Here is a 19,066-nt window from a genome sequence, read left to right as displayed (position 1 = left end):
CCATTTTAATTTAAAATTGGCCCTTTTGAATGATAAGCCGTTCGACTATACTTGACCCATTCATGAAAAAAGGTTGTGATTGGGAATGCTGACACCTGTCATTCTTAAAGGGGCACTCGTTCAGTTAGAGCCGCTGGCGATTGATCACTCTCAGGCACTTTGCGAAGCAGCTTCAGAAAATAGGACGACTTATGCTTACACCCATGTTCCTGACGGCATCGAAGAAACAAAGCGTTATATTGAGCGTGCGCTTTCCGATTATGAAAAAGGAATTGCATTGCCTTTTGCAGTACGGAGCCTTGAAACCGACCGAATCGTCGGAAGCACGAGGTTTATGGATGTGGAGGTGTTTACGCGGCCGGCGGAGGCAGTTCCGGAAGTGTGTGAGATCGGCAGCACATGGTATGCCTCTTCCGTACAGCGGACCGGTGTCAATACGGAGTGTAAACTTTTGATGCTGACCCATGCGTTTGACGTGTGGCAGGCTGTCAGGGTGACGCTGAAAACCGACGTTCGCAATCAGCGCTCACGGACTGCGATTTTGAGGATCGGTGCCCAATTTGAAGGAATCCGCCGCGCGCATGTTCGGGCTGTCGACGGCGGCCTCAGAGATACCGCCTACTACTCCATCCTCCGGGAGGAATGGCCTTATATCCGGCAAAACCTTTCTGACCGGCTCGGAGCATATAACTGAAAAACCTGCCGATATACGGCAGGTTTTTTACATGTTCGGATCATAGACATATAAATTGAGATCGATCCGTCCGTCTGACGTGACCTCTACCCCCTCAGCCTCAAGGGACAGCTTCTGTACAGAAAACAGCTCTTCATCTTTCAATCCGATTTCCCCCTTCGCATTGATGACCCTGTGCCAAGGGAGACTATGCTTTTTACTCATGGAGTGAAGAATCCTCACAACCTGCCTCGCTCCCCGCGGACTTCCCGCAAGATTGGCAATTTGCCCATACGTCATCACTTTTCCTTCAGGTATCTGTTTAATAATGGCTAACGCCCGCTCCGTAAATGTCATGCAACTCCTCATTTCGACTAAAAATGATTTCCCTAGTATCATACAACAGTTCTGACGTCATATGATGATGCCTTACTCTGGAGACTTAAAATAAGATGGTACGAGTTAACGAAACTCCAAGGGGAAAATACTTTCTTATGTTCACAAAAAGTTAACATAAGTTTATATGGACAAATTTTACATACAGTTATATAATACAGTTGTATCAAATAAAAAAGGGAGTGTTTTAAATGAAATTTAAAAAAGTTTTAACCGGTTCAGCTCTATCACTTGCTTTACTTGTTTCTGCTGCGCCTGCTTTTGCAGCAAGCCCGACTGCAGATGGCGGGAGTCATAAAACTGCAGCTCCTCAGGCTGTGTTAAAAACGATATATATCAAAGCTAATACGCGTGGAGAACTTCTTAATGTAACAGTATTTGCCGGAGTTAAATACTATTTAAAAGATGCCAAGCAGAACAGTGATGGCACATGGACTGGTGAATACCAAGGCTGGTTTTAAGATTATCTAAGGGATAAGAGATGTTTCTCTCATCCCTTTTTTCATAGTTGTTTTCCCTACTAACCTCTTAAAAACCATGATCAACGAAGAGCGTTGTGGGCGTATTTCAAGCTCTGTCTCAGCAGCAGACCGTTGTTCCTCATTGCATTTTAGTAGGATGTCTTAGTATGCATCCTTTTTTGTTCCCAACCATGCTGCTTTTCCTATGACTTAATTGTGTTAATTGACATCTCGTATTTCTTGGCAAGGTTCTGCTATTTTATGCCTTACGCACTCCTTATACTCCTTGGTGTGCTTTTCAGCCATCAATATTCACCGCCGCCTCTTGTATTGGAGATTCCGAAATGAATTCACCCTCGCAGAATAGTTTCTCCAGTTAGGAAAACACCTAAAATGAATAAAATTAAATGTAAGGGTAATAATTCTTCGTGAGCAAGTACCCCATAAAACCTCTTACTTGCTCTTTTATTTTTGATAAAACACAATCCAGGGTGATAACATGAAATTTGCTTGGGAAGAATTAATTATAATTGCATTCGGAATGATTTTACTGAGAATTTCAGGGAGAAAATCCATTGCACAAATGACCATCGCACAGACAATGGTGATGATTTCAATCGGTACGATTATCGTTCATCCCATTTTAGAAACTAGTTTATTAAAAACATTAATCGCTGCGTCTATCCTTTTTAGTGCTTTGATTTTGATGGAATGGATTCAAGTAAAAGTAAACTGGATTGAATTTTTTTAACCGGAAAATCTAAATTCGTTATAGAAGACGGCCAACTTAATATAAAAAACTTAAAGAAGTTGAGACTGACAGCAGATCAACTTGAAATGCGTTTAAGGCTTCTTGGCATTTCAAATATAAACACAATTAAATATGCCACTTTAGAAGCTAATGGACAATTAGGCTACGAATTAAAAGATGACTGTAAGCCTTTAACCATCAAAGATCTTAAAAATGTGATCGATCCAAAATTCCTTAACAAAGAGCCTCAACCAGAAAAAGATGATCAAGCCAATATATTCGAGGAAATCAAAAGACACCAGACTCAGCACAAGCCAACAAAGCTTGAATGATTCGCTGATTAGTAAAACCTTTGGTTATTCAAAACCGAAGCCGAATCAGACCGTTAACCGCCGATCATTTTTTACCGAAACCGGTTACAAGAAACAAAAAAAGCATCTGAAGCAGATGCCTTTTTTCAATCGATATTGCGACGATGAAAAGAGTCGGTAATCCCTGTATTTTCCGACGAGGTCCTTGTATGCGCCTGAATATGCTTTTCAGCCGCATATCCCTACCGCCGGCCTTAGCCATAATGTTAATCAGTTTGTTTTTATAAAATCATTGATTAATTGATCAGTCGTTAATATTGTGGCAAATTCATCATGCAATGTAGCCAGAGATATATTGTGAATAGCTGCCGCATCATAATATGTACCATTTTGGTCTCTCATACCGAAGGCTGCTGTTGCATCTGAAATGAGGTATGTATCAAATCCTAGGTTACCGCTCATTCTTGTGGTTGTTGAAACACAGTGAGGCGTAGTCAAACCCGTTATTACGACAGTTGTTATACCATTTGATGTTAAGAACTCTTCCAGATTAGTACCAATAAAGCTGCTGTTTACTTTCTTCGTTATGATGACTTCTTCATCCATAGGCTTAACGATTTCCTTTATCGCAACTCCCTCACTTTTCGGATAAAATAAAGAACCGGGTTTATCAGAAATGTGTTGGATGTATATGACTGTCCATCCTTTTTCTCTCCATAATTTCAGTATTTTGCTGATATTTTCTTCTGCCTTTACGTTATTTCGTTCTCCCCATTTTTTATCATCAAAAGCTTTTTGTACATCCACAATGATTAAAGCTTTTTTCGTCTCTTCCAAAAGATAACCCCCCACATTGAAAATTCGTATTTATTATAACATTTTAAATAAAGATTTTACTTTTGTATAATGACTTGAAAAATAAACATCAAATAAGCAACCGCCGATTGTTTTATCTGAGATTACTCCGAACTCGGTTTTACAGAGAATTCCCCATTTTGTTTGTATACCGATTTCCTGATTAAAAAATGTTTGATTGCATCACATTCTTAAGATTGTACATTGCCAATATCTCAGAATTGTATCAATGAAAAATACTTTTATTCCAGAAAAAAGCAGTATTTAAAGAGTTGCTTGAAAACTAAATTGATTTGGCAGTAGACAAAACTAAAAATGCAACTAATTCAACAGCTGACTCTTACTCCTCTTATGCTAGTGAAATAGATCGTGCAGATAAATATGGTGTTATAAAAATTATTAGAAAAGGGACTCTCCACGTTACTTTATATAAAGCTATAGATCATTACTTAGAGTAGTAAATGTAAAATAACCTTTACAGGCATTTCCGACATTAATCTTTTCCCGATTCACCTGTTCCTATTAATCTCATAAAAATTCCTTCTCATAGACCATACGCGACTATAATTCGCATGGACAGATTCAATAATTAAAATAAGTTCACAAAACATTGACAAAAATTCCCTTGAATATTTTTACATTATATGTAATAATACAGTTGTACTTAAAAAATAAAAGGAGTGTTTAAAATGAAATTGAAAAAAGTTTTAACTGGTTCTGCCTTATCTCTTGCTTTATTAGTTTCTGCTGCTCCTGCTTTTGCTATGACTCCTTCAAACTCTGTAAAAGAAAAAAGTAGTGATTCAATCTCAATTCAGGCAACAAAGGTTGTGGCTAGCTCTTCAAATAATTTTGCTTCTGTTATTTATGAAAACGGTGTTAAATGGACATTTTCATATTCTTATAACAGCGGCGGAGTGTGGTATGGAGTTTACACAAGCTAGAATTAAGGGGCCTTTTTGGCCCCTTTCATTAGGTGATTTTGAATACTGTAATCATGCTTTATACCTCCTGTTCAATACCTAAAATCCCCCATGGCTGCGGCCGCAATGAGGTCACAGGCATAAACGCGGATTTCTAAATCAAGCATCGTGTATCGCATTCTGGCAATAGTATTCGAGTTTGATCGCCCCCTTAATTCTCCTTAAACCATTTATATTTGGTCATATGTTTACTTACATACAGTTTCGGATAGTTTTCAGCGAAGTAAGGCGGAACCCGTATCGCTCAATTTGTTTCTATTTCAAACAATAAAAATAATAAAATGAAAGAGGATGCCTCACAGTTCAGCAAACTTTCGGAAGCATCCTCGATCTCGGGATTTCATAAAGAAATGTTATTAAAATGTTATTTTTTCAAGAAAAACGGGTGACTAACCCTCTTGAACCCTTGTCACATCAAGGGTTTTTTTCGTTTTAGGAATCATATTATAAACAATATTCAAAAGGACGGCGGTAAAGCTGCCGGCGACGATTCCGTTTGTGGTCAAAAGATTTAAGTAAGACGGCAGGTGTTTAAACATATCGGGAACGACGGTTACGCCGAGTCCCAATCCGACGGAACACGCGACGATCAGAAGATTTTCCTGCTTTTTGAAGTCAATTTGGCTGAGCATTTTAATGCCGTAGGAAATGACCATACCGAACATGGCCACCATCGCTCCGCCCAGTACCGAAGATGGGATGATGGTCGTGAAAGCTGCGATTTTCGGAAAAAGACCGAAAAGCATTAAAAGTGCGCCCGTAACACCGATGACCGCGTTTTTCTTAATTCCCGTCAGCTGCACGAGGCCGACGTTTTGGGAATAGGCCGTGTACGGAAATGCGTTGAAAATGCCGCTGATGAATACCGCAAGGCCTTCAGCGCGGTAGCCTTTTGCTAAATCACGTTCTGACAGGCTCCGGTTTGTCAGATCACCTAAAGCGAAATAGACGCCGGTTGATTCCACAAGGCTGACAATGGCAACGATGGACATCGTAATAATCGGTGCCGCATGAAATGTCGGCGTCCCAAAGTAAAACGGTTTAATCATTTGAATTGCGTCAGCGTTCGCCACATTGTCAAATTGCACTTTGCCCATAAAATAAGCGATGGCCGTCCCGATGACAATGCCGATTAAAATCGAAATGGATTTCATAAATCCTTTTGTAAACCGATAAAGCAGCACGATGATGACAAGCACCGTAAATCCGAGGGCAAGGTTAGCCGGATCACCGAAATCCTTGCTGCCTTCCCCGCCGGCAATATGATTCATTGCAACCGGCATCAAGGTCATCCCGATAATCGTGACAAGCATTATAGTTTAAGTACAACAATAAAAAGAGCCGATTTAATGGCTCTTTTCTTTTGCTAATAAATTAGACATTACTTCATTCACTTTTAGATTGACTTTCTTAATTGCTTCAGCCGATGGTTGATTCATGCTTTCAATCGTTATATGATATTTTTCTATTTCAAACGATTGCTTTGAAGATGATTTAATGAATTCACTCATACAACGCTCACACTCTGCTGTTCTTTTTTAATCAAATCATCGCAAAGCTTGTTCAAGTAATATGTATAGTTAACTTTTTTCTTCATACAGCGTACTTCTGTCCCGATCTCTTCGCATATGGCAATCGGAATGCTGGCTTTGTTTACTTTATTCTTATATGTATGTTCCAATTGATTTTCAGCTATGTTCTTATATGTAAGGAAATCATTAATATGTACGAAATAAACTTTGTTTTCTGGCTCTCTAAACTGAAACAGGAAGCCAGGGATTATGTTTGGATATTGTGTTGCTTCTTTTAAGTGTTTGATCTGTTGTGCCTTAATAATTTCTTCTCGAAAGGCTATAGACTTGTCTTTTGTTGATTTAAGTTCAAAAGGAAATAAGTATCCTTTAAAGTGCAGGAAGCAATCATATTTGTTTTTTGATACTGCAGCTCCCCTTTTTAAAAACATTGGATTAACATCTTTAATTCTATAGAAGAACAGCTTTTGATCTGCAGCTGATTTTTCTATATTTGCTTCAAAAACCTTACCTTGGTTTGTACCTCCCAATCAATCACTCTCCTAAAATATTGAAACCGAAATTGAAATTAAAATAAACCTTTGCTACACTGTTTTATGTCAATTAATATTGAAAGAAGTGTACGAAATGAAGCAATGGACACCCCTACGCCCACGTTTAAATGAATTAATGTTTGAATATGACCTCACAGTTGATGACCTTTTCAAACGCACAGGATACCCGAGACAACGTATCCACGATTATGTAAGTGGAGCCAAAGCAAATATGAACTTAGCTACGGGTATGACTTTTGCTGATGCCATTGGTTGCTCAATTGAAGAGCTGTACGAATGGAACCATAAAGAAAGAAGAAAAGTTAAATCTTAATCCCTTTCCGAGCCCACCTGATTTCCTGCATTAATTCTTCATTATTATCTGAAAGGTTAATCAGGTTACGGTGGGCTCTTTGTAAATCTTTTTCTTCAATGGCTTCCTTTGCTGTTTTCATTTGCCTCTCCATCTTATTACACAGTGCTTGAATTGAATGATAAGCCTCGTTAATTGTTCCCACCTCTTTCCTCCATCATTACTTTTCAAACTTCATTTGACTTTAAATTAAGGAATTATTATGGTATCTATATTATGCGATTATGTATGTCATTTCTTGATTAAGTATTTGCCTTTACCTGTTAATGGGCAACAAGTATATCAGGATCATTCGCTCTATGTGGGAATTCTAAATGATCATCAAAGTAATGTACTGTGGTATGCGGACTATGAAAATTCCTATTATAGTTACTAGTTCTCATTTTTATTGTGCTACGGTCATACATCTCTTCCCACTTCAAATAGGCGACTTTATTGTTTACAGTGTCAACTAAAGCAAGAACATCAAAACTATTTTCCGAATACACATTGTTAGATCTGCGAATATCAAATACCAACTTATCATTCAGAACCTTATTAGAAGCTTTTACTTGAATTTTAAAGGTTGCCCCATTTTTTATAGCAACAATATCAATTAAGCTTCCATTGTTCATTGGCGCAAAAAGCTCAAACCCCTTTTTAGTTAAGTCATATAAAACTAGAAACTCTCCACAATCCCCAGTTTTTCTTTTTTCATCTTTTAATAGACCCATACATTGCCTCCGCTTATTTTATTTTCACTCTAAATAAAAGACCGATTTTATTCAGTTTTTGAGTTAGATTGTAATTTAAAATTCAATAATCCAAATAACAACACGAAGACAAAGCTTACCGACAATTGAGCAATAGAATATCCTTTCGCTATATAATAGCCAATCAAAATCCCTTCAATGACACCTAAAAGATAACTCAAACCTTTAGCTAATTTGTTCAATAAATCGCCTCCTTCATAATTTTATATTTTCACTTCACTTTAATTGACTTAAAAGACAGGTGCACTCGTATCCAATAAAGTGCATCGCTTGCTTCATGAAAATCACCTTTAAAGAAATTCTTCACTACACTTTTTAATAAGAAAAAAATATGTCTCCAGTCGTCATGCTTAAAACTCATAATCCTTTTTATCATTGAAATAATCCTCCCCATATCACTCCTGCCGCAATGGCAACAATAAAAACTGAAATAAATTTTATTACACCAATATACACTGCAAATTTAATATCCCCGTGGGAATCCATTCTTGCCAACAACACAAGCCCGAATGCAACGAACAAAATCCAAGCTGTTACAATCATCTACTTAGAACCCCTTTCGACTGTATATCCACCGGCAATGTCATTTAAGATCGTACTACTTGAAGAAAGCTTGTTGCTCTCACTATCTTTATTTTTAGTGTAATTAATGAAATCATCGAACTGGATCAAATACACCCCGTAAGCTGTGTTATTCAATTTATCAATTGTTTCGTCACTTGGTTTCAAAAACCAGCTATCAGTACCTTGTCCATATACTTCAAAAATTTGAACAATTTCGTCCTTATGCTCAAAGTAAGCCAGCTTATTTTCAAGTTCACATTCCTCATCAACTGGATTTCCTACATGATTTGTCGCATATTCCATCATTGAAGTAAGCATGTAGCCTAATTCAACGTCAGAGAAGCTTAGCTGTGGTTTAGGTGTTCCATAATAAATATCTGCTTCATTTAGTGATCCTCTTTGGTTCACTTCTTTAATGATCTCTTCGATAGCTGTGTAGCCTTCATGAATGATGAATTCCCTACGTTCCTCATCTCTTCGTTTATAATTTTCTAATATATCATTAACATTAAATTCTGTTTTCGCCATTAAAACTCTCCTTTGATTATCTGTTTGCAAATATTAGTATATTCCTGAATGCTATTAATGGTCGTGATGATGCAACCCCTTACCTCTTCTGGTTCTTTAAAATCCATCTCACATTTAAGACAGTATTCATCAATCTCAATCATTGCAAGAAATTGATCATTGCTTGGTAAATTTTCAAAATCAATTTCTTTAACCTTGGGATACCTTTTCCCTTAATCCATTCAATAAAGGAATAATCAACATTGTTTTTTGCTGCTGCGATTTTTAAAAACTCATGAATATCAGAAGAGTTCTTAATATTGAAATAAATGTGGAGACTTTCCTTCATGAGATCAAATAATCGCAATAGAGCTTTATCAATGCTACTGTCTGGTTTAGTCTTGAAGTCTATATCAAACCAGGACATTACGCTCTCCATTCAATCCCTCCTTGTACAAATCGATCATTCAGTTTCCCCATTTCTCTTTTTAACTGATAATCTAAGTGTCTTTGTGTCGTATCCTCGCTGTTTCAAATCCTGTATAAAATTATTAAATGCCTCTGTCTTTAGAAAATCATGCAGCTCCCAACCGTCTTGCTTTCTCGGGTAATAAATCCTCCAATCGTTATCCTTTTTAGACCAACAAGCTCCTAAAGTGGTTACGTAATTAAATCCCCTGCTCAATTTTCTTTCTCCTTTCTAAATGAAATCAACATTTTATCAATCCTCTTCGACTTCTCCATCTAATTCTTGTTTTAATTTGTAAGCAGATTCAGCAATCCCTTGAAACTCCTTTTCAAGAAGATTTGCTCTCTTGGCTCTTTCAATAAGCCATTCATATGACACCCTATCTAATTCAACCATTGTTTCAGATGCGTAAAATGCCTTTTCTTCAATTGTCATGGCTATCAACCCTTCCTGTATAAAATTAGAATTTTATGTTCTCTATCTTAGTCAGTTTTAAATAACCTTCCTTGGATTAAATAGACCCAGTCTAAATGAATATGCCCAACGACTTCTTCCTTTTCATTGACTAACTGAGTACCGTTTGATTTTTCAATTGTCAGTTTTGCCGTCTCTGCATCTAATTTGGAATAGTATGAATAAGCATTAGGTTCTTCATCATGATCTTTATACACGACTGTCCACACATCATCTGATTTTTTCTTCACGGTTTCACCTCAAATTTCAAATGTTTTCAGCTCAAACGTTTTATACGTATCAACTTGATTACCTGGTATCTCATTTACTCTTGGGTACATATCATAGTCATACGGATATCCAATACAGTTCATGTGAAAGCTCGTTCCTTCTATATAAAACTCAGCTTGTAAATGATCGTGTCCACAAATCCAATGTTCGGCATTAATGAATGGCAAATCGACCATATAGCAGCTGTTAGGCTCAAATGGTGAATATGGATTGTGAACAGGAGGGACATGTGAGACAAATACATCAATGTGAGAGTTTTCAAGAGTGTCATACCAGTCCATTGACTCTTTCCACATTGCTCTTACCCCATCTTCTTTGCTGTATCCATTAAGGCTGATATAGTTTGAATCATTAGAGACTCCTTTGAAGAAATCCCATCCGTCATTTCCTTTTGGAAGATACCACATGACATCTCCAGTAAAGACTTTACCTTTGTATGTATCCGTTGACTTTATCAATGGAGTGACATTCTTGATATCTACAGCCTTTTGAATTAAATCATTTAACCTTCCCAATGAATCTGAGTATTTTCGTTGCTGATTTTTGCTGAGTAAATAAAGATCATGATTACCATACGTGAAATATACCCTTTCATATTGCTTCGCTACTTCATCCAGTACCCATAGTGTCTGTTGATTCCACTCAGTAAAGTCACCGGCAATGATTAATACCTCTCCATGTCCATTCGATATTAACCTTCTAACAATTTCCCTTGTTCGCCTTTCCCATTTGATTTGGTTATTGTTCCAAGGTATCCAGTGATTAATATGAAGATCTGAAACATAATCGATTTTCATTTTATCCCCCATTTCTTTATGATTAAGTGGGTTTTAATTCATCCTCCACGACCGATAGTCATTTAAATCACCTCTTTTTCAAATTAAAATGAATAATCTTAGAAAACCTCTCCATAATATGATCGAACAAGCTTGTTTACATATTACTTTAGGAGATGATCATATGGCTCAACAAAACAGATCAAGATCAAACAATAATAATGAGTTAGTTGTACCGCAAGCTGCTTCAGCAATTGAACAAATGAAATATGAGATTGCTTCTGAATTTGGTGTTCAATTGGGCGCTGAGACAACAAGTAGAGCAAACGGATCAGTAGGTGGAGAGATTACAAAGCGTTTGGTTCGCTTAGCTCAACAAAGTATGAATGGGCAATTTCATTAATTTATGAGGGGAGCAATTCCCTCTCTTTTTATGCTCCTTTCCTAAACCCGTACACCTAGATCATCAAAACTGCTAAATTCTTCTCTCAACCATTTGTAAATTTTTTCTCTGACCTCTGTGTCATTCCATCCCCATTCTTCTGCTAACAAATGAATATCTCTCGGCAGGTGTTTATGTATTTGAACCGCAGATGTTGGGTCTGGTTTTTTGCCATAGTAATCATAATAACAATCGAAAATCTGGCCATACGCATCTTCGTCTATCCACAAATAATGACAAACGGCACATCCTGAAATCCCCTTTGGACAAGGTATTTCAATCCTATACCTGCCATTGATTTTCTCCATAGCTCACTGCTCCTTCCTATAAAATACAGATTTCATATTAAATTAGTTATGATAATTAATATCTTTTCTATCCATTGCTTTTCGGATTGCTCGTTCGTGTTTCGATCTCCTTCTTTTGTTGTTTCCTTTAACTTTTGGTGTTTGAAATATTCCATCGCAAGTCCAATCATATCCGCTATACTTTTTAAACACCGCCGTCTTCAGGAGTCTATGATACGTCACTCACCTCCCACCTCTTCACGTGAGTCGTTGATGATTTTTGCATAATGCGATGGGTACTGTATAATCCTTCCCGGCAAATGCACATTAAGACTTCCTGCTTTTAAAGAAATAACGGGCTTTTTCTCTATTTCTCCGCTATCTAATGTAACTTCTATAACATCGCCCACACGAACCTCAGTCGGCTGCGGAGCGTTCAAGTATTCGTCTGGCACCGCTAACCCTAACGCACGTCTTAGTGCAATCGCCTTTCCGATGTGAACGTTGAAGCAGTCGGACGGTGTGGCTTTTGCTCGACCAACATGGCGTGGTGTCTTATCGTTAAGCCGTCTAACCAGAGCCGTCACTTTTCGTTCTTTTGAATCCACTATAAATTCAACGTAATAAACCTTTACTTGGTAAGTCTCGTTCCCTTTCGATGAGTCAATGCCCGTATGATAGAATCCGTGCTCCCTTAGACACTCAACATCCGCCTTCGCATGCTCAACGATTTCATCACGGCGGGCTTGGGCGCTTTTCTCCGGCTTCCATAAACGTTCCTCTAGTGTTGTACAGACCGGAGTCGTTACCGTATTTACATCACCAGATATAATAACAACATCTTGATTCGTTTTTGCATAGTGAACAACGAATCTATAAGAATACGCGCCGCCAATAACAATATCTCCAAAACGAGATTTATAACCGAAATATTTATCGTCCTTCTTTTCAAATACCGTATTCGCATTATTGATAACCGTTTGATTTACGTTTTTCATTTCTTAACTCCTCACTCTAAGTTAAATTAATTTGATTCTCAATTTCCTCAATAAATCTCTCTAAAGCTTCTTCATCAACCATAACTCGTCCATCTTGGACTTTGATGATTTCTTTCATTCGGTCATCCATATTTCTAAATTCTTCTGCTTGCTGCACAGTAAACATTGCTCTGTATTTCTTTATGTATAAAAGAAAATCCTTAAGTACTCCAATCTCCCCAATTTTGTGGAGATTAAAATCTTCATGTTCCACTTCCAGCCGAAGTAAAGCTACTTCCTTTTCTAAAACGTCAATTTCAAGCCGTTCTTTCTTTGACAACAATTCTTGCTCTTTTTGTTGCAATTAATCACCTCCTTATAAGGATTAAATATTTAGCAATGTGAATATTGTTTTTTAAACTGATTCATACTTTAAATGCTTGTTTTTCTTTTTGCTAATCCTATACTCTGCAATTTTTAGTGATTCAAGAGTCCATCCGTTATTGTTTAAACTTCCGAAAAGTGTGTTCATTAATTGGAGCTCTTGTTTTAAGTTTCTTCGCTTTCTCAATATCTTTTGACCTTTTAACGAAAGGTGATATCCCTCTGAAGCATTAAATTTGTCCTCTTCTAGCTTGTGATAAAATTCATTGAGCTCTTTATCAACTTTGCCTAGCTCTTTATAAAGGTTATCAATTTCATTTTGAAGTCGTTGTTTAGTCTCCTCAATTGCAACAAGAGGTTTGGAAATGGAAACAAGATAATCTGTTGCAGTTTTCATATCGTCACTCCTATTTATTATTTTATTTTTACTCTAAAAGTATGTAAAAAAAGACAAGCTTTTAACTTGTCTTTATCTTATCATTTAACTTACCAGAAGTCTATAACTATTTTATTTTTATCCTCAAATTATTTTGAGTACGTCACAAATGAATAATTAAATGTGGTATTGTTGTCTGCTTTCCTGTGATCCTTTTCAATTACTCTCCAATCATCATTTAACCTTGGAAAATATGAATCTGCCTTTGCTGCGTATGAGTCGACAATCGTTAAATAAACCTTATCAGCGTGTGGTAAGAATGCCTCGTATATAGCGCCTCCTCCAATGACCATTACCTCTTCATCTTTATCCAATTGTCCTTGTATAAGCTTTAATACATCAGCAACTGAATGATAAACAAAGGAAGAGTGATCAGGCTTGAAATCCTTGTCTCTGGTTAATATGATATTCCTTCGGTTCTGAAGTGGTTTTCCTGTAATGTTTACGATTGAATCGTATGTGAGTCTCCCCTGAATACACAACTTTCCTGTAGTAAGTCCTTTAAAACGTTTCATATCGTCAGGAATATGATAAAGCAGATTATTCTTATGCCCAATGGCCATTGATTTGTCGCAGCAAGCAATAAGAGATAGCATTATACTGCTACCTCAAAATAAAGCTTGTCTCCATGCTTATAATTAATCAACTTGAAATCGTCAATTGTGAAATCATAAAAGTCCTTTACATCTGGATTAATCCATAGTTCAGGTGCTTCAAACTGCTCTCTGCCCATTTGAATTTTCAAATTGTCTATATGACGAGTGTATACGTGACAGTCTCCAATATTGAAGACATATTCACCTAGCTCATAGCCAGTAACTTGAGCAACCATACGCTGCAATACATTATATTGGAACACATTAAAAGGATTTCCTAAGGCCATGTCATTGCTCCGTGCTCTTACCTCTAAATGAAGCTTACCTTGTTTTACGTACCATTGCGTCTCATACACACAAGGTGTTAAGGCCATTGAGTCTAATTCATCAGGATTCCAAAGCATTGTAATATTTCTGCGTGATGATGGATTATTTTTCAACTGATGGAGAAGATAATCAACCTGGTCAACTTTCTCACCGTTTAACTCCCTGTTCTTTTTACTTAGCTGATATCCATATGCTTTGCCGATTGTACCATCTTCTTGTTTCCATTGATCCCAGATATGGACGCCCATCTTGTTTAATTCGTTAACATTGTTTGATTTAAGCTGCCAGATCCAAAGTAATTCCTTGATTGCTGTTTTCCAGGCGACTTTTTTAGTCGTTAAAATCGGTACTTCGGAATTATCAAAACGCATTTGCTTACTGATTACACTTAATGTATGTGCTGGTGTTCCATCAGTATCCCATTTAGTTCTGACATCGAATTCTTCGTCTGATGCCCCATTATTAATTATGTCATTTATGATTGTATTGTACTGCTTATCAAACTGAGTCATAATTCTATTCTCCTTTATCTAAACCAACTGATAATAAAGTTAATCACGAAGACAATATTACCGCAAACAAAAAGCATGTACACGAACTTGTCTTGTTTATTGTTTGAGTCACCGTCCAAAACATCAAGAATTTTAAACATTGTTAAACCGGTATAAATTAAAGCAAAAGCTGTCCAAGCTAACATTAGCAAGTTGCCATGCGTAATCAGTCCAATGGTTGCCAAGGGGATAATGAACGAAATCCCCTTGAACAATGTAATGCCATACACTAAGTTCTTATTTTTCTTCAGTTCTTTATACGGTGAATTAGAAAGCATAAGTGTAACTTTAGCGTATACGTTCTGTTCTCCTCGTGTAATATGTCTAATTTCATTAATGTTCAGTGCAAATAAGTATGCAGCAAGTAATAATGTAAAGTATGTAATCCTAATACATCTCCTTATTTTATTTTCATTCTATAAATAATTACACTTAATCAAACAACTCTCCAGCTCTTTTCATGTCTTTGATGTCTTCACTTACACTTTCTTTGATTGCGTGAGGTAGCTGGTCAATTCCTCGTTGTATTCTTTTCTGACCTGTATTTCTTATTTGTAATGTTAGTTCTTTAAAGACCTCCATTGCTTCGTCGGATATAAAATAAAACTGCTCCTGAATCTTAGCTAATAAGCTTATATATTCTTCTTCATCTTCATTGAAAAGTTTGAGACCCTGTTGAAGGTCGTTTATTCCTTTTAGATGAGCTTTTATTTTCTCTATGTGTTTATCCATGATGGCTAATCCTTTCAACAATTTCTAAAACTTCAGCGAACTTATCTGTTAACTGTCTTCCCAGGTCTGTTGTTTGTTCCTGATCCAGTTTGTTCATTTTTTCTTTGCCATTAAGAACATCTCTCTTTTCCTCTAAAATTCCAATTTCAATTTTAATCAGTTCTCTATAAGCTTCGCTTTCTTTGGGAAGCAATCCAGAGACAACTTTTACAGCCTGTAGTTCTTTGTTTAATTTATAATAACGATAAGTATTCTCCATATTTTTACCCCTTTTTGTTTTAATTTGATTCTAATAAACTCAAAAAATTAACTGCTGCAACTCTATACCTTTGGTCTTCTTCATAAGCTGCAACTTGTTTCATATGCTCCAAAAACACATCTTCAAGCCCATGTTTTTGAATAAATCCTAAACACAGACCATTCCTGAAGAGCATGTCGTCATATTTTGCTTGCAAATCTTTATAACTGTTATTGTTTATGATCTTTTTCCTCCTTATTGTTTTAGATAAAAGTCTTCTTTTATAGAGATGTACATTCCATCAACATCCCTGTTACAACGCCTTATTTCAAAACATTTTCATGAAACAACCGCTTTGTTGGGCATAATTGTTAAGTTTTTTGAGTATTTTAAGTTGTACCCTGGCTAAGACCCTCCGCTGGACAAACATCATGATCTAAGCCAGGGCTTGTATTACTTAGTTCCAGTCGATCCGTGCCCACCGCGATCATTGTTACCTAGATGATCTACCTCAATCAATTCAACTGCAGGCATCTTCTTCATAATTCTGAACTGACAGATACGATCCCCTTTTTTAATTTCTGTATCTCGTAAAGCATATGCAGGAAAGAACCAAAAATCATTGTCTCCCTTGTAAGACTCATCAATAACACCCATTGAGTTTGTTTCAATGATGCCAAAGTTTTTAAATGTACTTGAACGAGGAACGACATGAGCTTCATATCCTTCTGGTAGCTCCATTGCAACTCCTAACGGGATAAGTTTAAACTCATTATTTTTGATTTCTACATCTTCGGCAGCCCGGAGATCAATCCAATCACCCTGTTCAATTTTACTGATTCTCGTTTGTGTTTCGTCTAGGTATTTGATTTTGATTTGCAAATGCGGTTTTGAGTTTAAATCAAATAAATTGTGCTCCGGCTCATTAAAGAAATTGCTGTCTTTATCTTTTGAGAATTTCCCAATTAAACCATGATATTGACTACCAAGATTAGAGCTAGTAACTTTCTGACCACGTTGGCCACACTTCCTACAAATCCAATTTATAGTGGTGCAAGATCCTCCAGCAATTCCAGATGAAGCATATACCTTATCATGATTTTTACAGATTTTCATTTAATCTCTCCTTGTCTCTATATAATATCGTTTACTTTTCAAGATCAACTTTGTATTCCTGAGTTACAGTATGCTTCGGTAAAAAGAAATCATATGATTTTTCCTTAAATGGCTGGTTTTCACCGAACATAATCCTTACAAATTTATTCGTATATTTATAGCTATACTTTTTCACATATGGAGTTTTATAGTCTCCTTCTTTTACTCTAGAAGCTTCTGCTTTAACTTTATGTACTGACTTAAACCCTTCCTTTTCACTTACGAAATAGAAATATTGTGTATCGTCAATGATTCCTGAACCAAGTACAAATTTGCCGCTGACATTTGAGGAGTCTTTGATTGAATATACATTTACCTCTTCTTCTAATACTGCGTGGTTATCAAAGGGACAAAGCCACCCAATCACTCCAACACAAAAAAGTGTAACAATAGCTGCCACGATCCCACAGAAAAAAGAATAAATCAATTCCCCGTATGTATTTATCAAAACAACTATTGTTGTTATAACAAACACAATTCCAGCAAATATTAATAATCCCATTATTGACCCCCTAAATCGTTTACCAAGGCGTCTAATTCATCAGGTTTAAATCCAATACTCCGCTTCACTTCTTCTCCTTGCTCATTAAGCAAGATAGTCACCGGTACACCCATTACTTCAAAATGCGCTGCCACTTCTGGCTTCTGTGTTACATCAACTGTCTCATATTCGACTCCTGCATCTTTTAAGTAATTGGACACCATCTTGCAGGGGATACAATTTGGTTGTTCTAATTTAATCAGTCTCATGAAATAACTCCTTTTTTATCGAAAATGAAATCAGAATCCTTTAATGGTTCAACAGTTGCTTTTTTGTATCCATTTCCTTTAGTTGAAAAGAAGTCATGGGATTTAGTCTTTGTGCTCAATCCATTAATAACAATTGGGTTAACGTCTTCTTCCTCGAACAGATGATCAAAGCCCAAGTTGTTTAATGCTTTATTTGCGTTGTATCTGATGAATTTCTTTACATCTGGAGCTAAACCAACCTGATCATAAACATCTTCTGTATACTCCAATTCATTTTCATATAGCTCTTGTAGCAAGCTTAAAGCCCATTCATACATTTCTTTTTGCTTCTGAGGCGTTTGGTTCTTATATATCTCCTGTGCTAATAAACCGACGTAAACGCCGTGTATCGCCTCGTCACGGATAATCAAATTTACAATTTCCCCGCTCTGCATGAGCTTCCCTTGTCCATAAAAGTAAAGTGGATAATAAAACCCTGAATAGAAAAGGAAACTCTCCAGAAACACAGATGCAACCATAGCTTTGAATAAGGAAATATCATCGTTTTTCTCAACTGCTTTATAAATTGAAACAATTGTTCTTGCTTTCTTTTGAAGAAACCTATTGTTTTTCACCCATTCGAAGACTTCATTGATCTTCTCAGTTGGAGCCAAAGTTAGAAAGATGTTGCTGTAAGATTTCGCATGAACAGCATTTTCCATCATGGCCATAAAGTTTAATACTGCTTTTCTTTGATGCCCTACGACGTGCTCGGCCACAATCGGCATGCCCGTGTTCCCCTGCTCTGTATCCAATAATGTGAGCCCAGCTAAAACTTTCATATAAGTGTCTTGTTCCTTTGTTCCAAGATACTTCCAAGTGAGGAGATCGCCGTTTAATGCGATCTCTTCGGGAAGCCAGAACTGCTTTACGTTTTGGTTGTAAAACATTTGGGTAAAATCATCTTCATGCTTTGACCAGTTTGCTGCGTCATAAATTTTTGTCAAATTTTTGTCCTCCTCATTCCCCAAAAGGAAAATGATTTTTTATGTAGAATACTAACAAAGTCTTATCAAAATTATGGAAAAAGGGAGAGAAGTAGTGTGTTTAAAAAAATTGCTGTTGGTTCTTTAGTTCTCACTTCATTAGTAGGTATAGGATTTAATGAAAATACCAGTACCGTTAAGGCTGCCGAAAAGCCGGCAATAAAACCTGTTGAACCAGTAATGAGTGTCTTACAAAAAAAGATCGACAGGTCTTTTACTATCACAGGTGACGATAGTATACATTTTGATTACTGGGGAAGTGAAGACAGAATAATTCAAGTTTACTTAAAAAACACAGGCTCTCGGACGTTTAATTACAATATTATTAGCCCAACAGGCTCTACTATTTCTAGTGGTGCATCTCTTTCTCCAGGTCAACAAATGACACTTCCATTCAGTGCTCAATATGATGGTACTTACCGGATTCGTATTTTTAATACCATTGGTGCTACTGTTCAAGGTTGGGTGAGTGTAGCTTATTATTAA

The 19,066-nt window shown here is 36.7% G+C and carries 30 protein-coding genes and 3 pseudogenes; 7 read left to right on the top strand and 26 right to left on the bottom strand.

The window, feature by feature from the left end; genetic code table 11:
* The first annotated feature begins 85 nt into the window (after positions 1–85).
* Positions 86–694, top strand: coding sequence for a GNAT family N-acetyltransferase (locus AUL54_RS00285; RefSeq protein WP_060962489.1), 609 nt, complete (start codon positions 86–88; stop codon positions 692–694).
* A gap of 27 nt (positions 695–721) precedes the next feature.
* On the opposite strand, the gene AUL54_RS00280 is transcribed toward AUL54_RS00285, so the two are convergent.
* Positions 722–1,030, bottom strand: coding sequence for an MGMT family protein (locus AUL54_RS00280; protein ID WP_060962488.1), 309 nt, complete (start codon positions 1,028–1,030; stop codon positions 722–724).
* A gap of 230 nt (positions 1,031–1,260) precedes the next feature.
* Between AUL54_RS00280 and AUL54_RS00275 the strand changes: the two genes are divergently transcribed.
* Both AUL54_RS00275 and AUL54_RS00270 read left to right on the top strand, forming a co-directional pair.
* On the top strand, positions 1,261–1,530 hold the full coding sequence (locus AUL54_RS00275; RefSeq protein WP_060962487.1) for a hypothetical protein: 270 nt from the start codon (positions 1,261–1,263) through the stop codon (positions 1,528–1,530).
* A 499-nt stretch (positions 1,531–2,029) separates the two neighbouring features.
* Positions 2,030–2,613, top strand: a pseudogene (locus AUL54_RS00270) (DUF421 domain-containing protein).
* A 249-nt stretch (positions 2,614–2,862) separates the two neighbouring features.
* Here AUL54_RS00270 and AUL54_RS00265 read toward each other — a convergent pair.
* Positions 2,863–3,429, bottom strand: coding sequence for a cysteine hydrolase family protein (locus AUL54_RS00265; protein WP_060962486.1), 567 nt, complete (start codon positions 3,427–3,429; stop codon positions 2,863–2,865).
* Positions 3,430–4,136: 707 nt separating this feature from the next.
* On the opposite strand from AUL54_RS00265, the gene AUL54_RS00260 reads away from it, so the two are divergent.
* The gene (locus AUL54_RS00260; RefSeq protein WP_060962485.1) at positions 4,137–4,391 is read left to right on the top strand and encodes a hypothetical protein; all 255 of its coding nucleotides are present in this window, start codon (positions 4,137–4,139) and stop codon (positions 4,389–4,391) included.
* Positions 4,392–4,819: 428 nt separating this feature from the next.
* Here the strand turns inward: AUL54_RS00260 and AUL54_RS00255 are convergent.
* From AUL54_RS00255 to AUL54_RS00250, 3 genes and pseudogenes are all read right to left on the bottom strand, one after another.
* Positions 4,820–5,740, bottom strand: a pseudogene (locus tag AUL54_RS00255) (nucleobase:cation symporter-2 family protein); the annotation flags it as partial.
* A gap of 36 nt (positions 5,741–5,776) precedes the next feature.
* The gene (locus AUL54_RS21425; RefSeq protein ID WP_201025256.1) at positions 5,777–5,941 is read right to left on the bottom strand and encodes a hypothetical protein; all 165 of its coding nucleotides are present in this window, start codon (positions 5,939–5,941) and stop codon (positions 5,777–5,779) included.
* The gene (locus AUL54_RS00250; protein WP_060962484.1) at positions 5,938–6,492 is read right to left on the bottom strand and encodes a hypothetical protein; all 555 of its coding nucleotides are present in this window, start codon (positions 6,490–6,492) and stop codon (positions 5,938–5,940) included. The genes AUL54_RS21425 and AUL54_RS00250 overlap by 4 nt, the downstream gene beginning before the upstream one ends.
* Positions 6,493–6,589: 97 nt before the next feature.
* Between AUL54_RS00250 and AUL54_RS00245 the strand changes: the two genes are divergently transcribed.
* Positions 6,590–6,829, top strand: coding sequence for a helix-turn-helix domain-containing protein (locus AUL54_RS00245; RefSeq protein WP_060962483.1), 240 nt, complete (start codon positions 6,590–6,592; stop codon positions 6,827–6,829).
* Here the strand turns inward: AUL54_RS00245 and AUL54_RS00240 are convergent.
* The 9 genes and pseudogenes from AUL54_RS00240 to AUL54_RS00205 all read right to left on the bottom strand — a co-directional run bounded on the left by AUL54_RS00240 (position 6,819) and on the right by AUL54_RS00205 (position 10,701).
* Positions 6,819–7,004: a hypothetical protein gene (locus AUL54_RS00240; RefSeq protein ID WP_145930774.1), complete on the bottom strand. Its 186-nt coding sequence runs from the start codon at positions 7,002–7,004 to the stop codon at positions 6,819–6,821. The genes AUL54_RS00245 and AUL54_RS00240 overlap by 11 nt on opposite strands.
* A gap of 127 nt (positions 7,005–7,131) precedes the next feature.
* Positions 7,132–7,581 (bottom strand): group I intron-associated PD-(D/E)XK endonuclease, encoded by a 450-nt coding sequence (locus AUL54_RS00235; protein ID WP_060962481.1) that lies wholly within the window; start codon positions 7,579–7,581, stop codon positions 7,132–7,134.
* Positions 7,582–7,628: 47 nt separating this feature from the next.
* Entirely contained in the window at positions 7,629–7,802 is a 174-nt protein-coding gene (locus AUL54_RS21325; protein ID WP_158509230.1) for a hypothetical protein, read from the bottom strand.
* Positions 7,803–7,992: 190 nt separating this feature from the next.
* The gene (locus AUL54_RS21420; protein ID WP_201025255.1) at positions 7,993–8,163 is read right to left on the bottom strand and encodes a hypothetical protein; all 171 of its coding nucleotides are present in this window, start codon (positions 8,161–8,163) and stop codon (positions 7,993–7,995) included.
* Positions 8,164–8,712: a hypothetical protein gene (locus tag AUL54_RS00230; protein WP_060962480.1), complete on the bottom strand. Its 549-nt coding sequence runs from the start codon at positions 8,710–8,712 to the stop codon at positions 8,164–8,166. It lies immediately after the preceding gene.
* Positions 8,712–9,040: pseudogene (locus tag AUL54_RS00225) on the bottom strand (hypothetical protein). Before AUL54_RS00225 ends, AUL54_RS00230 begins: the two are co-directional and overlap by 1 nt.
* Before the next feature lie 372 nt (positions 9,041–9,412).
* On the bottom strand, positions 9,413–9,595 hold the full coding sequence (locus AUL54_RS00215; RefSeq protein ID WP_060962478.1) for a hypothetical protein: 183 nt from the start codon (positions 9,593–9,595) through the stop codon (positions 9,413–9,415).
* Positions 9,596–9,642: 47 nt separating this feature from the next.
* A complete protein-coding gene (locus tag AUL54_RS00210; RefSeq protein ID WP_053574250.1) occupies positions 9,643–9,864 on the bottom strand; it encodes a hypothetical protein in 222 nt (73 codons plus the stop codon).
* Between the two features lie 9 nt (positions 9,865–9,873).
* On the bottom strand, positions 9,874–10,701 hold the full coding sequence (locus AUL54_RS00205; RefSeq protein ID WP_060965026.1) for a metallophosphoesterase: 828 nt from the start codon (positions 10,699–10,701) through the stop codon (positions 9,874–9,876).
* Positions 10,702–10,864: 163 nt separating this feature from the next.
* On the opposite strand from AUL54_RS00205, the gene AUL54_RS00200 reads away from it, so the two are divergent.
* Positions 10,865–11,083, top strand: a complete 219-nt coding sequence (locus AUL54_RS00200; protein ID WP_020954060.1) for an alpha/beta-type small acid-soluble spore protein — start codon at positions 10,865–10,867, stop codon at positions 11,081–11,083.
* Positions 11,084–11,124: 41 nt separating this feature from the next.
* On the opposite strand, the gene AUL54_RS00195 is transcribed toward AUL54_RS00200, so the two are convergent.
* The 12 genes from AUL54_RS00195 to nrdF all read right to left on the bottom strand — a co-directional run bounded on the left by AUL54_RS00195 (position 11,125) and on the right by nrdF (position 18,541).
* Positions 11,125–11,430: a hypothetical protein gene (locus AUL54_RS00195; RefSeq protein WP_060962477.1), complete on the bottom strand. Its 306-nt coding sequence runs from the start codon at positions 11,428–11,430 to the stop codon at positions 11,125–11,127.
* A 218-nt stretch (positions 11,431–11,648) separates the two neighbouring features.
* A complete protein-coding gene (locus AUL54_RS00185) occupies positions 11,649–12,407 on the bottom strand; it encodes a hypothetical protein (RefSeq protein WP_060962475.1) in 759 nt (252 codons plus the stop codon).
* Between the two features lie 16 nt (positions 12,408–12,423).
* A complete protein-coding gene (locus AUL54_RS00180) occupies positions 12,424–12,750 on the bottom strand; it encodes a hypothetical protein (protein ID WP_060962474.1) in 327 nt (108 codons plus the stop codon).
* Positions 12,751–12,801: 51 nt separating this feature from the next.
* Positions 12,802–13,167, bottom strand: a complete 366-nt coding sequence (locus AUL54_RS00175; protein WP_060962473.1) for a hypothetical protein — start codon at positions 13,165–13,167, stop codon at positions 12,802–12,804.
* 128 nt (positions 13,168–13,295) lie between these two features.
* Positions 13,296–13,802, bottom strand: a complete 507-nt coding sequence (locus AUL54_RS00170; RefSeq protein ID WP_060962472.1) for a dihydrofolate reductase — start codon at positions 13,800–13,802, stop codon at positions 13,296–13,298.
* Complete coding sequence (locus AUL54_RS00165; RefSeq protein ID WP_060962471.1) at positions 13,802–14,641, bottom strand: thymidylate synthase; 840 nt, start codon at positions 14,639–14,641, stop codon at positions 13,802–13,804. Before AUL54_RS00165 ends, AUL54_RS00170 begins: the two co-directional genes overlap by 1 nt.
* Before the next feature lie 471 nt (positions 14,642–15,112).
* Positions 15,113–15,412, bottom strand: coding sequence for a hypothetical protein (locus AUL54_RS00155; protein ID WP_060962469.1), 300 nt, complete (start codon positions 15,410–15,412; stop codon positions 15,113–15,115).
* On the bottom strand, positions 15,405–15,671 hold the full coding sequence (locus tag AUL54_RS00150; protein ID WP_060962468.1) for a hypothetical protein: 267 nt from the start codon (positions 15,669–15,671) through the stop codon (positions 15,405–15,407). The genes AUL54_RS00155 and AUL54_RS00150 overlap by 8 nt, the downstream gene beginning before the upstream one ends.
* Before the next feature lie 432 nt (positions 15,672–16,103).
* Positions 16,104–16,532: a dUTP diphosphatase gene (locus AUL54_RS00145; protein WP_060965025.1), complete on the bottom strand. Its 429-nt coding sequence runs from the start codon at positions 16,530–16,532 to the stop codon at positions 16,104–16,106.
* A 265-nt stretch (positions 16,533–16,797) separates the two neighbouring features.
* Positions 16,798–17,307, bottom strand: a complete 510-nt coding sequence (locus AUL54_RS00140) for a hypothetical protein (protein ID WP_060962467.1) — start codon at positions 17,305–17,307, stop codon at positions 16,798–16,800.
* Positions 17,307–17,555 carry a thioredoxin family protein gene (locus AUL54_RS00135; RefSeq protein WP_060962466.1) on the bottom strand — a complete coding sequence of 83 codons (249 nt, stop codon included), beginning with the start codon at positions 17,553–17,555 and terminating at the stop codon, positions 17,307–17,309. The genes AUL54_RS00140 and AUL54_RS00135 overlap by 1 nt, the downstream gene beginning before the upstream one ends.
* Positions 17,552–18,541 carry a class 1b ribonucleoside-diphosphate reductase subunit beta gene (gene nrdF, locus AUL54_RS00130; RefSeq protein ID WP_060962465.1) on the bottom strand — a complete coding sequence of 330 codons (990 nt, stop codon included), beginning with the start codon at positions 18,539–18,541 and terminating at the stop codon, positions 17,552–17,554. Before nrdF ends, AUL54_RS00135 begins: the two co-directional genes overlap by 4 nt.
* A gap of 96 nt (positions 18,542–18,637) precedes the next feature.
* Between nrdF and AUL54_RS00125 the strand changes: the two genes are divergently transcribed.
* Complete coding sequence (locus AUL54_RS00125) at positions 18,638–19,066, top strand: cupredoxin domain-containing protein (protein ID WP_060962464.1); 429 nt, start codon at positions 18,638–18,640, stop codon at positions 19,064–19,066.

The organism is Bacillus sp. SDLI1 (assembly GCF_001553895.1).
Lineage (GTDB): Bacteria > Bacillota > Bacilli > Bacillales > Bacillaceae > Bacillus > Bacillus siamensis.
Note: the sequence above shows the minus strand (reverse complement) of the source record. Positions and strands in the feature narration are given on the sequence as shown.